The sequence below is a fragment of the Kitasatospora sp. NPDC058406 genome, assembly GCF_042722765.1.
Taxonomy (GTDB): Bacteria; Actinomycetota; Actinomycetes; order Streptomycetales; family Streptomycetaceae; genus Kitasatospora.
In genome coordinates, this window is the sequence record NZ_JBHXKE010000237.1 from 1 (window position 1) to 14,201 (window position 14,201).

Annotated in this window: 13 protein-coding genes and 1 pseudogene; 2 read left to right on the forward strand and 12 right to left on the reverse strand. The window is 73.7% G+C overall.

From position 1 onward, the window contains the following. Nucleotides 1-112 precede the first annotated feature (112 nt). The 11 genes from acpS to sbnA all read right to left on the reverse strand — a co-directional run bounded on the left by acpS (nucleotide 113) and on the right by sbnA (nucleotide 10,354). Complete coding sequence (acpS, locus tag ACFWOG_RS33070) at nucleotides 113-511, reverse strand: holo-ACP synthase (protein ID WP_329884305.1); 399 nt, start codon at nucleotides 509-511, stop codon at nucleotides 113-115. Then, a complete protein-coding gene (locus ACFWOG_RS33075; protein ID WP_380362839.1) occupies nucleotides 508-1,665 on the reverse strand; it encodes an acyl-CoA dehydrogenase family protein in 1,158 nt (385 codons plus the stop codon). The genes acpS and ACFWOG_RS33075 overlap by 4 nt, the downstream gene beginning before the upstream one ends. Further along, nucleotides 1,662-2,318, reverse strand: a complete 657-nt coding sequence (locus ACFWOG_RS33080) for an acyl-CoA dehydrogenase family protein (RefSeq protein ID WP_380362841.1) — start codon at nucleotides 2,316-2,318, stop codon at nucleotides 1,662-1,664. Before ACFWOG_RS33080 ends, ACFWOG_RS33075 begins: the two co-directional genes overlap by 4 nt. Continuing rightward, nucleotides 2,315-3,223, reverse strand: a complete 909-nt coding sequence (locus ACFWOG_RS33085; protein WP_380362843.1) for a hypothetical protein — start codon at nucleotides 3,221-3,223, stop codon at nucleotides 2,315-2,317. Before ACFWOG_RS33085 ends, ACFWOG_RS33080 begins: the two co-directional genes overlap by 4 nt. A 3-nt stretch (nucleotides 3,224-3,226) precedes the next feature. Further along, complete coding sequence (locus ACFWOG_RS33090; protein WP_329884313.1) at nucleotides 3,227-3,502, reverse strand: acyl carrier protein; 276 nt, start codon at nucleotides 3,500-3,502, stop codon at nucleotides 3,227-3,229. Between the two features lie 158 nt (nucleotides 3,503-3,660). Next, on the reverse strand, nucleotides 3,661-4,941 hold the full coding sequence (locus ACFWOG_RS33095; protein ID WP_380362845.1) for a type III PLP-dependent enzyme: 1,281 nt from the start codon (nucleotides 4,939-4,941) through the stop codon (nucleotides 3,661-3,663). Next, the gene (locus tag ACFWOG_RS33100; RefSeq protein ID WP_380362847.1) at nucleotides 4,938-6,329 is read right to left on the reverse strand and encodes an ATP-grasp domain-containing protein; all 1,392 of its coding nucleotides are present in this window, start codon (nucleotides 6,327-6,329) and stop codon (nucleotides 4,938-4,940) included. The genes ACFWOG_RS33095 and ACFWOG_RS33100 overlap by 4 nt, the downstream gene beginning before the upstream one ends. A 1-nt stretch (nucleotide 6,330) precedes the next feature. Continuing rightward, nucleotides 6,331-7,272 carry a 3-oxoacyl-[acyl-carrier-protein] synthase III C-terminal domain-containing protein gene (locus ACFWOG_RS33105; RefSeq protein WP_380362849.1) on the reverse strand — a complete coding sequence of 314 codons (942 nt, stop codon included), beginning with the start codon at nucleotides 7,270-7,272 and terminating at the stop codon, nucleotides 6,331-6,333. A gap of 68 nt (nucleotides 7,273-7,340) precedes the next feature. Then, nucleotides 7,341-8,288 (reverse strand): ornithine carbamoyltransferase, encoded by a 948-nt coding sequence (locus tag ACFWOG_RS33110; protein ID WP_329952621.1) that lies wholly within the window; start codon nucleotides 8,286-8,288, stop codon nucleotides 7,341-7,343. A 41-nt stretch (nucleotides 8,289-8,329) separates the two neighbouring features. Next, the gene (sbnB, locus tag ACFWOG_RS33115; protein ID WP_329952622.1) at nucleotides 8,330-9,379 is read right to left on the reverse strand and encodes a 2,3-diaminopropionate biosynthesis protein SbnB; all 1,050 of its coding nucleotides are present in this window, start codon (nucleotides 9,377-9,379) and stop codon (nucleotides 8,330-8,332) included. Between the two features lie 3 nt (nucleotides 9,380-9,382). After that, entirely contained in the window at nucleotides 9,383-10,354 is a 972-nt protein-coding gene (gene sbnA / locus ACFWOG_RS33120) for a 2,3-diaminopropionate biosynthesis protein SbnA (protein ID WP_329884325.1), read from the reverse strand. A 247-nt stretch (nucleotides 10,355-10,601) separates the two neighbouring features. Here sbnA and ACFWOG_RS33125 point away from each other — a divergent pair, with 247 nt between their 5' ends. Together ACFWOG_RS33125 and ACFWOG_RS33130 are read left to right on the forward strand one after the other, a co-directional pair. After that, complete coding sequence (locus ACFWOG_RS33125) at nucleotides 10,602-12,290, forward strand: condensation domain-containing protein (RefSeq protein ID WP_380362852.1); 1,689 nt, start codon at nucleotides 10,602-10,604, stop codon at nucleotides 12,288-12,290. A 145-nt stretch (nucleotides 12,291-12,435) separates the two neighbouring features. Continuing rightward, nucleotides 12,436-13,359 (forward strand): aminoacyl--tRNA ligase-related protein, encoded by a 924-nt coding sequence (locus ACFWOG_RS33130; protein WP_355405496.1) that lies wholly within the window; start codon nucleotides 12,436-12,438, stop codon nucleotides 13,357-13,359. A 118-nt stretch (nucleotides 13,360-13,477) separates the two neighbouring features. On the opposite strand, the pseudogene ACFWOG_RS33135 reads toward ACFWOG_RS33130, so the two are convergent. Further along, nucleotides 13,478-14,201: pseudogene (locus tag ACFWOG_RS33135) on the reverse strand (hypothetical protein); the annotation flags it as partial.

The following is a 14,201-nucleotide window of genomic DNA, read 5'->3' on the forward strand; positions in this document are numbered from 1 at the left end:
GGTCCCCGTCGGGGGGGGTGTCGGCTAATATGAAGCGGCTGTGGTCCTTGGGTCATTCCCTCGGGGTCCGGACGGCGGGCCGGCCGCCGGGGCGGCCGGCCCGCCGTGCGCGTCAGTGCGCTGCGGCGCCGGTCCCGCCCGCAGCATGGGCGATCGCCACGCACACCACCAGGCCGCCCTGGTGACTGAGCGACAGGTCGATCCGGTCGATCCCGGCCTGTTCGGCGACCGTCCTGGCGCCGCCGCTGAGCCGGACCTCCGGCGCCCCGTGGGCGTCGGCGAGGACCTCGATCTCCCGCCAGCCCAGCCCCTGGCCGAGCCCGCGGCCGAGGGCCTTGGCGGTGGCCTCCTTGGCGCAGAACCGGCCGGCCAGGTACTCCTCGCGGCGCGGGCCGGTGAGCCCGTCCGCGCGGGCGAGCTCGGTCGCGGAGAAGACCATCCGCCGTCCGCCGGGGTGGGCGGCGATCCGGGCGAACCGGGCGATCTCCAGCAGGTCGATGCCGATCCTCACGGCTGCCCGCCCGTCCGGCCGCCCCCGCGGACGAGGGCGCGCGCGACGTGCAGGCGCTGGATGTCGCTGGTGCCCTCCATGAACTCGAAGGCGTTCACGTCGCGGGTCCACTTCTCCAGCAGGGGGTGGTCGGCCTGGGCGGCCGGGCCGAGCGAGCGGACCGCCCAGCGGGCGGCCTCCCGGGCGGCGGCCACCGCGGCGATCTTGGCCTGACTGGGGAGCCGGCCGTCGTCCCGGTCCCGGTCCAGGGCGGCCCCGGCCCGGTAGACGAGGTCGCGGCAGGCCTCCAGCCGGGCCGCGACCTCGTCGAGGCCCGGTGCGCCCGGACGCTCGACGCGGACGAGGTCCACGCAGGCCAGCCCGGTCCCGACGGCGAGCGCGGCCACCTGGGGGCGGACCGTGTTGAACACCCGCACGGCCCCCCACAGACCGCGCCGGGTGGGCGGCAGGTGCCGGGCCAGCAGGCGTTCCTCCGGCACGGCGACGCCGTCGAGCCGGATCTCGGCGAGGGCCGCGCCGCGCAGGCCCACCATGGGCAGCGCCCGCCCGTCGAAGCCGGGGTCGGCGGCCTCGACCAGCGCGGCCCGGATCGACAGCGGCCCGCTCCCGGTCCGGGCGAAGACCACGCCGACCGCGCCGCGGGCGCCGTTGCCGATGTACTTCTTCGTGCCGTGCAGCCGGTACAGGCCGGGGTCCTCGCGCCTCAGCGCGGTCTCCATCCCGGCGGCGTCGCTGCCCCGGCCCGGCTCGGTCACCGCGAAGAACGCCCAGGTGGCGCCGTCGGCCACCGCGCGGTGGAACCACTCCTGCTGCCCGTCGTCGCCGAGCTGGTCGACCAGGATCCCGGTGAGGCTGGGCCCGGGGGCGGCCAGCACCATCCCCGCGTCGCCGTGGGCGAGTTCGACCATCCAGACGAGGGTGTCCAGGGACGACCCGGTGGAGTAGCCGAAGGGTCCGACGCGCAGGGGTTCGCCGCCGAACCGTTCCGGGGTGGTGCACCGGCGGATCAGGTCGAAGGCGGCGGTCTTGAGGTGCGGTCCCGTTCCGTGCGGGTCCGCGTCGAGGGCCATCGCGTGCGCGCGCAGCTCGCCCGCCGTCTCGGCGGCGGCGCCGCGCAGCGCCCTGAGCCGTTCGTCGAGTTCGACCACGGTCACCGGTCTCCTTCCGCGGTGCTCGGCCGGGCCAGCCAGAGGTCCGCGGTGAGCGCGGACAGGTGGAGGCTGCGCGCCGGATGATCGGTGAGGTAGCCCTCGGCGCCGAACAGGCGGGTGGCCGCCCAGCCGGCCTCGGTCAGCCGCTCGTGGCGGGCCCAGACCGCTCCGGCCGGGGCGTCCTGGTCGGCGGCGGCCTCCCGGACGGCCCCGGTCCAGGCCAGCTCGGCCTCGGTGGCCACGTCGGCCAGCGATCCGCCGACGAACTGGTGGTCGATCAGCGGGACGCCGCCGAAGCGCCGGGCCGACAGCCGCTCCACGGCCGCGTCGAGCAGCCCGGAGAGCACCCCGATCCGGACGGCGGTCAGGGCGGCGGCGGTACGGCCGGTCAGCCCGGGGCCGGGCCCGGTGCCCGGGGTGTCCGCCGCGAAGCGGACCAGGGCGAGCCCGTCGAGGGCCGCGAACGGGTGGGGCAGCACCTCGGTGCCGCCGGGGCCGTCCGTCCCGGCCGGCAGGACGGCCGGCAGGACGGCGACGCCGCCGGGGGCCGTCGCCGCCGCGTCGACGCCTTCGAGTACGGCGGCCAGTCCGGCGGCCAGGCCGCCCTCGCGGCCGAGGTCCCGGTAGCGGGCCAGGTCGGTGGAGGTCCGGTTCACGCGGCGGCTCCCGGGCGCAGCCCGGCCTGGAACAGCCGGCCGGAGTGCGGGTCGTAGTCGGCGATCACGGTGTACCGGTCCGGCGTCCAGTGCTCGGCGAGGGCCGCCCAGGCGCTGGTGCAGAGGCGGTCGGCCGCCCCCTCCACCAGGTCGCACGAGGCCCGCAGGGCCGGGTCGAGCCGGTCGGCGAGCATCCGGCCGGCCACGATCCTGACCCCGGGCACCTGCCGGGCCAGTTCGCCCAGCGCCGTGTTCGGGTCGACGGACCGCTCGGTCACGAAGTCGAGCTCCGCGTCGCCGGGCGCCGTTCCTTCCCCCGCCGTTCCGTCCCCCGCCGGTCCGCCGGCCTCCGCGTCCGGGCCGGCCGTGTGCACCAGCACCGCGCAGTCGTCGCCGGGCCGGGTGTCGGGGTCGGCGTAGGGCAGCGTGGACTGGTCCAGGACGAGTACGGCGCCCTCGGCCAGGCCGCCGGTCCGACGCAGGCCGGCGAGGATCCGCAGCGCCGTGAAGGGGGCCCCCACACCCTGGCCGGCCACCGAGAAGACCTCGGGGCCGCCCGGGCACCGCTCGGCCAGGTAGCAGCCCGCCACCTCGACGACGCTCAGGTCGGGCAGGTGGTAGGCGAGCACGAGCCTGTCCAACGGGGGCAGCGGGTGCTCCAGGCCGTCGAGCAGCTCCCGCGCCATGTCGGTGAAGCTGTTGCCACCGCCCCGCGCGTGGCGCTCGTGGTCGGGTTCCTCGCCGAAGGAGGCGAGGAAGTCCGTCATGAACCTCAGCTCGGTCCCGGCCAGCCGGGCCGGCCGCCGCCCGGGGAAGGCCCGGGCGGTCGGCCGGCTCAGCCGCAGGGCCGCGGGGCCGGCCGGGCGGGCGGCCGTGCGCGGCCCGCCCCACGTCGTCTCCGGCATCGGTCAGTGCGCCGGCTCTTGCCCGGCGGACAGGTTCGCGTCGATGTACTCGGTCAGTGCGCCGACCGTCTCGAAGACCTCCGGGGTCAGCTCGTCCGGGTCGATCTGCAGGCCCAGCGTGTCCTCCAGGGCCATCAGCAGCTCGATCACGCTGGTGGAGTCGAGGGCCAGGTCGCTGAAGAGCCGGGTGTCCGGGGTGAGTTCGGGCAGGTCCTTCTTCAGGACGGCGGCGAGCGCGTCCCGGAGTGCGTCGGTCGTGGTGATGTCGTCGGTGGTCAAGATCGTCTCAGCTCCTTCGTGATGTGCTTCGGTGTCGCGTCGTGAGGCGTTGCGCGGTGTCGTGCGGTGTCGTGAGGCGTTGTGCGGTGCCGTGAGGCGTCCGGGGTGTCCGCGGTGCGGTGCCGCGCCCCGCCGGTGCCGGTGGCCGTGACGCCGGGTCAGTCCAGCCGGCCGGCCCGGCCCAGCTCGGGAGCGGTCGCCTGCTTGGCGAGGATGTCCTCGACCGAGTCCCGGTGACGCACCAGGTACGAACGGCCGCGCAGCACCACGACCTCGGCGGGGTAGCCGTGGCTGAGGAAGTACACGGGCGAGGCCGAGGGCCCGTACGCGCCCGACTTCAGCACCCCGACGAGGTCGCCGGGCCGCAGCTCGGGCAGGGTCACGGCCTTGGCGATGGTGTCGTTCGGCGTGCAGAGCGGACCCGCGATGTTCCACGGACCGGTCTCCTCGGCCGGGTCGGCCGTCCGGGAGAGCAGCCCGATCGGGAAGTTGCGCTTGACGAACGACCCGATGCCCACGGCGGCCATGTGGTGGTGGGTGCCGCCGTCCGCGACCGCGAAGTTCTCGCCCATGGACTGCTTGGTGTAGCGCACCCGCATCAGGTAGGTGCCGCCGAGCGCCGTCAGGTACCGGCCGGACTCCATGATCAGCCGGGTGTCCGGGTGCGCCGAGGCGAACCGGTCCAGCAGCGGGTTGAGGTCCTTCGCCAGTGCGGCCGCGTCGAGTTCGTGCTCGCCCTCGAAGTAGGCCGCGCCCAGCCCGCCGCCGATGTCCACCGCGTCCAGCCGGATCCCGGTGGCCTGCGCGATCCGCTCCGCGAGGTCCAGGATGTAGGTGGTGTTCTTGACGACCACCTCGGCGTCGAGGATGCGCGTGCCCAGGTAGACCTGGACGCCGGCCACGTCGGCGTGCCGGTACTCCGACAGGGCCGGTCCTGCGGCGAGGACGGCGGCCTCGTCGATGCCGAACTGGCGGGGCTTGCCGCCCATGGTCAGCCGTGAACCGGCGATGGCGAAGGCCGGGTTGACGCGGAGCAGCACCCGCTGGCGCACGCCGTGCGCCTGCGCCGTCCGGTCGATCAGGTCGAGCTCGGCGAGGGACTCGCAGACGATCGCGTAGATCCCGGCCCCGACGCAGGCGTCGACCTCCTGCTCGCTCTTGCCGGGCCCCAGGAAGACCACGTCGAACGGGTCGGTCCCGGCCTCCAGCACCAGCCGCAGCTCGGCGAGGGAGGAGACCTCGGCGCGGGCGCCCGCCGAGTGCAGGACGTCGTAGACGCCCCGGTTGGGGTTGGACTTGAGCGAGAAGAAGACCTCCAGCGAGGGGTGCAGGGCCGCCCGCAGGGCGGCGAGGTTGGCGACCAGCCAGTCGCCGTCGTACACGTACGTCGGGGTTCCGTACTCCGCGGCGATGCCGCTCCAGTCGATCTCGTCGCTCACGGCTTGGCCACCATTTCCTTCAGCAGGGTCTCCGTCCGCTCCCGGGTGCGCCGCACGTCCTGCTCGTCGTCGCCGACGCAGACCGCGTAGAGGCGGCCGTAGGGCTTGCCGCCGGCCAGGAGGGTCGCGTTCAGGGTCGCGAAGTTGTTGATCAGTACGCCGCGCGCGCCGTCGGCGGCGCGGTCCGCGCCGTCGAGGAGCAGCTCGCCGAGGGCGGCCCGCACCTCGTCGAAGCCGTGCACCCGGGCCGGCTGCAGGTCGAAGGTGGTGGCGAGCGCGAACTGCCCGTCCCGGATGAGGCGTTCGGCGATCCGGTTCTGGTAGGTCGCCATGTTGAACCGGGCGTTGATCTCCAGGCAGGGGTAGAGCGTGCCGTCCGCGGCGAGCAGCGCGTCCACGCCGGCCAGCCCGAAGTACCCGGCCGCCGCGAGCTCCTTGCCGATCACCTCGGCGGCCGTCCGCAGCTCGTCGACCTGGTCGGTCCGCAGCGCCGGCGGGAAGACGTGTCCGCGGTGGACGCCGTTCTCGGTCAGCGCGGTCTTCACGGTCTCGAACCGGACCTCGCCGCCCCGGCCGACGACGAACTGGTAGTTCAGGTCGGCCTGCTTCTCGATCCAGCGTTCCACGACCACCGAGACGCGTCGGTCGGTCCCGGCCCGGCGGGCGATCATGCGCAGCAGCTGTTCGGCCCGCTTCGGTTCGTCGAGCACGACCATGCCGCGCCCGGAGACGCCGAGCGACTCCTTGACCACCACGCGGGAGCCGCCCTCGACCAGGTGGGTGTCGAGCGCCTCCTCCAGTTCGCCCAGGGTCCGGCAGACCGAGCCCGGGACGGCGGTCAGCCCGGAGGCGTCCACCAGCTCGCGACTGAAGATCTTGCCGTTGACGTGCTTGCAGACGGCGGCGGTCGGACCGGCCAGCGGCAGGCCCGCGGCCAGCGCGAGGCGCTCCTCCTCCTCCGAGATGCCCAGCGGCATCAGGTAGGTGCGGCCGTCGGCGAGCGCGCGCAGGGACTCCAGCAGCCGGGGCGAGTCCAGGGCGTCCTCGGTGACCGACCGCTCCGGCCGGTTGAGGTCCATTGTCAGATGGACCCCCTCGGCCGCGCCCAGGGCGCGCAGGTAGGCGGCGTAGCCGGGGTCGACGGCCTCCTTCAGCACCACCACGTCGTGCTCGTCGGCCAGCAGGACGCCGACCTCCTCGATCCGGTTGACCGTCGCCGAGGAGAACGACAGGCCGGTGCCGGGCAGCCTCGGCTCGCCCACGCCCCAGACGCGTTCGACCTCGAAGTTGTTCAGGTACACGAAACGGGCGGTCGGATCCCCGACCAGGGCGCTCTTCAACCGGGCGGTGAAACCGCCGGCGGGTGCCGGGTCGTGTGCGGCAGTCATGTCACTCCTCTCTGGCTGCGGTCCCGACGACCGCGGCGGCGAAGGTCCCGCCCTGGCCGGCGGAGACCATGAGCACGGTCTCGCCCGGTCGCACCGCGTTCTCGGCGCGCGCCGTCGAGAGGTTCATGAAGGGGTCCGCACAGAAGCAGTGGCCGGTCCGCGGGACGTTCTCCAGGTAGATCCGCTCCAGCGGGAGGTCCAGGATCCGCGCCGTCGTGCTCCACGAGTACCGGTTGACGTTGTGCGGCAGGACGAGGTCGATGTCGTCGAGTCCGAGACCGGCGGCGTGCACCGCCTCCTGCATGATCTCGGCCAGGGTGGGCGTGTACGCCAGGCGGTAGCGGCGCTGGAGTTCCTCGTCCATGTTCCCGGCCTGGTGGAACTCGCCGAGGGTGCGGTGCGCCACGCTCAGGACCGCGTCCCCCGGCCCGTCCAGCGAGGCCAGCACCCCGGCGGTGGCGTCCCCGAGGACGGACGTCCCCGGGATGTGCTGCATCACGGGGGAGAGGCCCTTCTCGCCGAGCAGGACCAGCGCGGTGCTCCCGGCCGGCTCGGCCGCGAGCAGGGCCTCGACGACCGGCAGCGCGGCGAGGGAGATCGCACAGCCCTGGTGGGACATCGAGAACGCGCCCGCCCCGCCGAGGTCGAGCTTCTGCCGCAGCACGTCCATCCAGCGCAGGCCGGGCGGGGCGACGTGCTGGACGGTGTGCGCGTGGACCAGGTGCCGGACCAGCGAGCGGTCCTCGCCGGCAAGGACCTCCTGGCCGATCGTGAGCAGCATGTCGAGGGTCGACAGGCCCTCGGCGGTGACGATCCGCTCCAGCCCCAGGAACCTGGTGAGCAGCCGGATCTCCGCCTCGGAGACCTCCAGCGACGCGCGCAGGTCCGCGACGGCGGTGCTGTGCTCGGGGATGAAGGGGACGACCTTACGCAGGTACAGCACGGCGTCCCCCTCCCCACGCTCCGGTCCCCGGCGTCCGGGTGCCCCGGCCGGCCGCCGCCCGACGGGTCTCAGCCGGCGTCACGGCACCACTCCAGGACGGCCATGGCGCTGTGGAGCTTGTTCTCGGCCTGGTCGAAGGCGATGCTCACCGGGCCGTCCAGCACCTCGGCGGTGACCTCCTCGCCGCGGTGGGCGGGCAGGTCGTGCAGGAACACGGCCTTCGGCGAACGGGCCATCAGCTCCGCCGTCACCCGGAAGGGCGCGAACACCTGCCGCCAGTCCGGGTCGGGCTTGCTGGTCCCGGTGGTCTGCCAGCGCGTGGTGTACACCGCGTCGAAGTCGGCGGGGCCGTCGTCGAGGTCGTGCCGCTCGGTCACCGTGGACCCGTGCCCGGCGGCCAGCTCCCGGGCGCGTTCGAGCACGGCGCCGGACAGGCCGTAGCCGGGCGGGGTGCGCAGCTCCAGCCGCACGCCCCGGTAGCGGCTCAGCCCCAGGGCGAGCGCCGCGGCCGAGTTGTTCCCCTCGCCGACGTACAGCACGCTCAGCCCGTCCACCGCGCCGAACCGCACGGCGAGCGTGGTCAGGTCGGTCAGCCCCTGGGTCGGGTGCTCCTCGGCGCTCATCGCGTTGACGACCGACATCCGGCGCTGGGACGCCCAGGCGCGCATCTCGGCGGGGTCGCCGGCGGTGCGGGCCACCAGGACGTCCAGCATCCGGGACATCACCCGGCCGGTGTCCTCGGTGGTCTCCCCGGTGTTGAGCTGGAGGTCGTCCGGGCCGTAGGTGACCAGCCCCGCGCCGAGCCGCAGCGCGCCGGCCGAGAACGCGGTGCGGGTGCGGGTCGAGGTCTTGCGGAAGTAGACGCCGACGACGTCGCCGGCGAGCGCGGTGTTCCCCACGCCCTCCCCGGCCGCCGCCCGGCGGGACAACTGCGCGCCGCGGTCGACGACCGCCCGCAGGTCCGCGTCGGACAGGTCGTCGAGTGAGATCAGGTGCCTGCCGGTGCGCTTCGTCATGGTCGGGCCGTCCTCCGTCCGGGCCGCAGGGCGGCCGTCGCTCACCATCGTTCGACCTCGGCGAAGAAGTCCGGCACGTCCTGGACCCGTCCGTCCTCCCGGCCGATCCGCAGCACCTCGTGGCCGACCGCGAGGTCGAGCGCGCCGAGTCCGAACGGCGAGAAGATCCGCGGCCTGTCCCGGCCGAGCGGCAGCTCGCCGAGGACGAGCTGGGCGATCGTGCCGTCGATGAAGTCGCGGTGCCCGAACTTCTCCACCGCCAGGTGCGGCGAGGTCCCGGCGTTCAGGCAGTGCTCGACGTCGTCGAGGACGTTGTGCGAGGCGGCGACCAGCTCGGGGCCGATGTCGCGCAGCGAGATGTTGAGCACGGTCTGGCCGGGGGCCAGGGCGCCCGGCTCCACGATGTACGGGGCGGCGGCGGTCGTCGCCAGGACCACCACGTCGGCGCCGTCCACGGCCTCGGCCAGGGTGGTGTGCGCGGAGGCCCGGTAGCCGAGCGCCTCGGCGTGGCCGGCGGACTTCCGCGCGTACTCCTCGACCCGGTCGTGGACCGCGACCCGGTCGAAGGACCAGCCGAGCGCGTGGAAGAACTCCAGGATGTTGCGGGAGATGACGCCCGCGCCGACGACCGCGAGCCGGCCCGCGGTGCGCGAGCCGTGCAGCTGCTCGGCGCCGAGCACGGCCGAGGCCGCGGTGCGCGCCGCGCTGATCTGCGCCGCCTCCAGGCACGCGAAGGGGTAGCCGGTCTCCAGGTCGTTGAGCAGCAGGACGGCCGAGGCCCGCGGGATGTTGCGGGCGACGTTGCCGGGGAAGCTGCCGATCCACTTGATGCCGGCCACGCCGTCGGTCGGGCCTGCCGCGCCGTCGCCCGGTCCGTCCTGCGGACCGCCGCTCCCGCGCAGCGCCGCCGGCAGGGCGATGATCCGCGCGTCGGGCTTCTCGGGGAACCGCAGGAAGTAGCTGTTCGGGTTGATCGTCGCGCCGCGGTGGTGCGCCAGATAGGTCTCCCGGACCCGGGCGAAGATCTCGGGTCGGGACGTCTCGATGATGGCGCGGATGCTCTTCCCGCCCATCACCTGGAAGGTGAACATCGGTCAGTTCCTCACCGTCGTCAGCTCGGACAGGTCGTCCGCCGGATCATGGAGGCAGTCCGGGCCGAACTTGTCGGCCACCCAGGAGTCGTCGTAGATGGTGCGCGCGTAGCGCTCGCCGAGGTCCGGCGAGATGGCCACCACGCGGGAGCCCTCCGGAAGCCCGGGCGCCCGCCGCAGCACGGCCCGCACCACCGACCCGGTCGAACCGCCGCCGAACAGCCCGTACCGCCGGGCCAGCCAGCGGCAGGTCCGGACGGTCTCGGCCTCGGAGACCAGGACCACGTCGTCGACGAGCTCCGGGCGGAAGATCTCCGGCCGCCGGCTCGCCCCGATCCCGGGGATGTGGCGCGGCGCCGGCACGCTGTCGAAGTTGACCGAGCCGACCGCGTCCACCGCGATGATCCGGGTGCCCGGCGAGTGCCGGCGGAAGTGCTGGATGCAGCCCATCAGCGTGCCGGAGGTGCCGGTGCCGACGAACAGGTAGTCGATGTCCGGGATCTCGGCGGTGATCGCCGCGGCCGTGCACCGGTCGTGGACGGCCCAGTTCGCCGGGTTCGCGTACTGGTTGAGCCAGACGAGCCCCGGGTCCACCGCCAGCCGTTCGTGGATGTAGGCGATCCGGCCGCCCAGGTAGCCGCCGCCGGCGTCCGGCCGGTTCACCTCGACCACCTCGGATCCGAGGGCCCGGATGATCTCGGTGCTCAGCGCCGGGGTGTTGGGGTCGGTGACGCAGAGGAAGCGGTACCCCTTGGCGGCGGACACCATCGCGAGCGCGATGCCGAGGCTGCCGGAGGAGGACTCGATGAGACTGCACCCGGCGCGGACGACCCCGCGCCGCTCGGCGTCCTCGACCATGCTCAGCGCGGTCTTCAGCTTGATCGACCCGGCGGGATTGAGACCCTCTATCTTCAGATAGAGATCGATATTCTTGGCCGCGCCGCCGAGATGCAGGAAGACATTGTCCTGGATCATCTCGTACGCGTTTTCATAGATCAATGCTCGTCAACCCCCAATCGGATAATTCAAGGCCGGTCCGTGAATTCGCCTGTCGCCCGTTTTCCCGAATCTGCGGGCAGCCCGATCACCACGGGCAGCACGACCAAAGCGTAGGAGTCGCCCCCACGGGGGGACAGGCAACTGCCCGGCAGCTTCCGACAGGCAGGAAAGTTGCCGTTCCGATTCCTTGTCGCATGCCACGGGCCCGTGCCGTACTTGAGCCATGATTCGGAGGAATTCCACGCTCGCGTCCGGCGGTGAGCTGACCCTCGGCCAGGAGGCACTCTGGCTGATACAGAATCTCGAACCGGACTGCGCCGCCTACAACGTCACCGCGGCCCTGAGCCTGGACTTCCCGGTGGACGTCGCGGTGCTGGAGTCGGCCGTCCGCGCGACGGTCTCCGGCCACCGGCTGCTCGACTCGGTGTTCCGCTCCGACGCGGTCGGCCGGATCCGCCGCCACGGGGGAGCGGCCGCGCGGGCGGACACCCTCCTGGAGGTGCACGAACTCGACCTCGGCCCGGAGGAACTGCGGCAGCACGCCCTGGAGCTGACGCGCCGCCCGTTCCGCCTCGACCGGGAGCCGCCGGTCCGCGTCGCCCTGCTGCGCCCCCGCGGCGGCCCGGACGTGCTGATCGCCGTGGCCCACCACATCGTCGCGGACAACGTCTCCCAGTTGCTGATCTGCCGCGAGGTCCTCTCGCGGTACGCGGCGCTCGCGGCGGGTGCCGAACACGCCGCCCCGGACGACGGAACCGTGTTCGAGGAGTTCGCGCGGCAGCAGCGCGCGTACCTGGAGTCCCCGCGGGCGGACCGGGCCCGGCAGTACTGGCAGCGCGAACTCGACGGCGTGGCGCGGCACACCGCGCTGCCCGCCGACCTGCCGAGGCCCGCCGTCTACCGGTCCGAGGGCGCGGAGACCGATCTCGCCCTGCCGCCCGACCTGGTGGCCGGCCTGGGCGAGGCGGTGGCCGCGCGCAACGTGACCCCCTTCGCCTTCCTGGTCTCGGTCTTCGAGGTCCTGCTCTACCGGTTCGGCGGGCAGACCGACTTCCTCCTCGGCTACCCGGTGACCCAGCGCAGGGGCGAGGACGGGCGCGAGGCGATCGGCTACTTCGTCAACACCCTGCCGCTCCGGGCGCGGCTCGACCCCGACGACTCCTTCGACGCCGTCCTGCGCGGTACCGCCGCCGGACTGTGGCGGGGCCTGATGCACCGCGACTACCCGTTCGCGCTGCTGCCCCGGATCGTGGACCTGCCGCGCGACCCCGGCCGGCCCGGGCTGGTCCCGGTGCTGTTCGTCCTCAACGAGCCCGCCGAGGCGGACCCCATCGCGGCCGCGCTCGAACCGGGCCGGTACGTGGAGCACGCCGGGCTCCGCGTCGCGGAGTACTACCTGCCGCAGCAGCACGGCCAGTTCGAGCTGACCCTCCAGGTGACCCGGCGGGCCGCGACCGTGCAGGCGAAGCTCAAGTACAACACCTCCCTGTTCACCGAGCACACCGCCAGGCAGCTGGCCGCGGACTACCTGGCCCTGCTGCGCTCGGCCGTCGCCGGCACCCTTCCCGCCGCCCTGCGCGATCTGCGCGGGCTGCCGGAGGACCGGCGGCGGCCACCGATCCCCGGAAGCGAGAGTGGAACGATGAAGAGCACGAGCAGCGGCACCGCACGTGCCGAGCGCATCGCGCGGATCCGTGACGTCGCGGTCGCGGTGTTCTCCGTGGCGCCCGAGGCGGTCGAGGCGGCCGACTCCTTCGAGGCCGACCTGGGAGTCGACTCCCTGCTCGCCGTCGAGTACACCGTCGAGCTGGAGAAGGCCTTCGACGTCGCCCTCCACGTGAACGAGATCCCCGAGCTGATGGCCGGCCTGGACCGCGCCTACGAGGTGATCGCCGGAAAGGCCGGCTGGTAGGCACTTCGGCGCCCCACGACCCTGCACGTCACCGCACCACCGGGCACGACCCCGCCGCACGGCGCACCCCGCGCACCGCGCGCACCCGGTGCACCCCGCGCATTCCGCGCACCCCGCGCATTCCCAAAGGAGCGTGACTCTCACGATGGCAACCACGACCGCCGGGCACGGGCTCGGCGCACCCGGCACCGAGGGCCCCGACGGCGGCGCGCCGGACCGGCTGGAGCAGCTGACCGCGGCCGGCTGGGTGCTGCCCACCGGGGTACCCGGACTGCTGGGCTTCACCGCGAAGTTCGAGTCGGTACTGACCCGGCTCCAGACGGAGCTGACCGCGGTCGACCCCTCGGCCTCGTCGGGCCCGGCCTGGTACCCGCCGGTCGTCCCCCGCGCGAACATCGACCGCGCCGAGTACGCCGAGTCCTTCCCGCAACTGCTCGGCACCGTGCACGCCCTGCGGGTCGGCGGGGCGTCCGAGGAGGGCCGGGCCGCCGACCGGGCGCCCGGATCGCGGGCGGAGACGGACGTCGTGCTGGCGCCGGCCGTCTGCTACAGCGTCTATCCGCAGATCGCGGACGGCACCATCGAGGAGGCCCGCTTCTTCGACGCGGTCGGCCACTGCTACCGCCACGAGGCGACCAGCGAGTACGGCCGCTTCCGGGCCTTCCGGATGCGCGAGTTCGTCGTGGTCGCCGGCCAGGACGAGGCGTGGGAGTGGCGGGACGCCTGGATCGCCCGCTGCGAGGCGCTGTTCGCCCGGCTCGGCCTGAAGGTCGCCGTCGAGGTCGCCAGCGACCCGTTCTTCGGCCCCGGAGACCGGTTCATGCGCTCCAGCCAGCTCCAGCAGAACCTCAAGTACGAGTTCCACGCGCCGGTCCGCGACGGTGACCCGGGCACCGCGATCGCCTCCGCCAACTGCCACAAGGAGCACCTGGGCGAGCGGTTCGCGATCGACTTCGCGGGGGAGGGGCCGGCGCACAGCTCCTGCATGGCCTTCGGCCTCGAACGGACCCTCTCCGCGCTGATCCACGCGCACGGCGACAACCTCGACGACTGGCCCGACTTCGGCTGAGCCGGCACCGGAAGGGGCCCGGTGGTCGGGCGGCGTACCGCCGGACCACCGGGCCCCGGTGCAGGTCGCGGGCCTCGTGGAACCGGGCCCCGGAGGAACCGGCGGGCCCGGGGGGAGCTCAGGCCCGGCCGCCGCGCTGCAGGACCTCGGCGACGAACGGGGCCAGCCGGTAGTGGTAGTGGTGGGCCGGCTCGGGCAGCAGCAGCGAGGTGTCCAGCAGGTCCGAGACCAGGGTGAGCGGGTTCGGTGACGTGCCCCGGCCCAGCCGGTCGTACTCGGCGGTGACCTCGTCGAGGACGAACCGCCGTGCGGGCAGGGCGGCGATCCGCTCCAGCAGGACCCGGTGGTCGTCGCTGAGCAGGTCGATGCTCCACCGGATGGAGTCGGTCACCGACCGCTGGTGGCGCAGCAGCGCGTGGTCGTTGGACCAGAGCATCTCCGGCGTGGGCCCGTACGAGAGCATCAGGCGGATCGGGACGGCGCGCAGGCACTCGGCGGCGAACTCGATGTAGCGCGGCAGGCCGCCGAGCCGCCGGCAGAGCTCGGCGATGAGCGGCAGGTCCTTCTCCAGCTCGGCGGCGGCCCGGGACCCCGTGCCGACGTGCCGCAGGAACAGCTCGACGGCCGGCGCCGCGGAGAGCGGCTCGCCGGGCGCCTGCTCCAGCGGCAGCGGCTGGATGTCCCGGTTGGCGCCCAGCCGTTCGGTGAGCCGGCGGCGCGTCGTGATGAGGATGTGCACGCCGGGGCGGGTGGCCTGGAGCTCCCGGGTGGCCGCCATGACGCCGGCCGGGATGTGCTCGGCGTTGTCCAGGACGAGGAGCACGTTGGTCTCGGCCTCGATC

Excerpts from the sequence above, each read along its gene's own strand:
- ACFWOG_RS33125 (WP_380362852.1), top strand. The coding sequence starts at position 10,602 with ATGATTCGGAGGAATTCCACGCTCGCGTCCGGCGGTGAGCTGACCCTC.
- ACFWOG_RS33100 (WP_380362847.1), bottom strand. The coding sequence starts at position 6,329 with ATGACTGCCGCACACGACCCGGCACCCGCCGGCGGTTTCACCGCCCGG.
- ACFWOG_RS33085 (WP_380362843.1), bottom strand. The coding sequence starts at position 3,223 with ATGCCGGAGACGACGTGGGGCGGGCCGCGCACGGCCGCCCGCCCGGCC.
- sbnB (WP_329952622.1), bottom strand. The coding sequence starts at position 9,379 with ATGTTCACCTTCCAGGTGATGGGCGGGAAGAGCATCCGCGCCATCATC.
- sbnA (WP_329884325.1), bottom strand. The coding sequence starts at position 10,354 with ATGATCCAGGACAATGTCTTCCTGCATCTCGGCGGCGCGGCCAAGAAT.
- ACFWOG_RS33110 (WP_329952621.1), bottom strand. The coding sequence starts at position 8,288 with ATGACGAAGCGCACCGGCAGGCACCTGATCTCACTCGACGACCTGTCC.
- ACFWOG_RS33130 (WP_355405496.1), top strand. The coding sequence starts at position 12,436 with ATGGCAACCACGACCGCCGGGCACGGGCTCGGCGCACCCGGCACCGAG.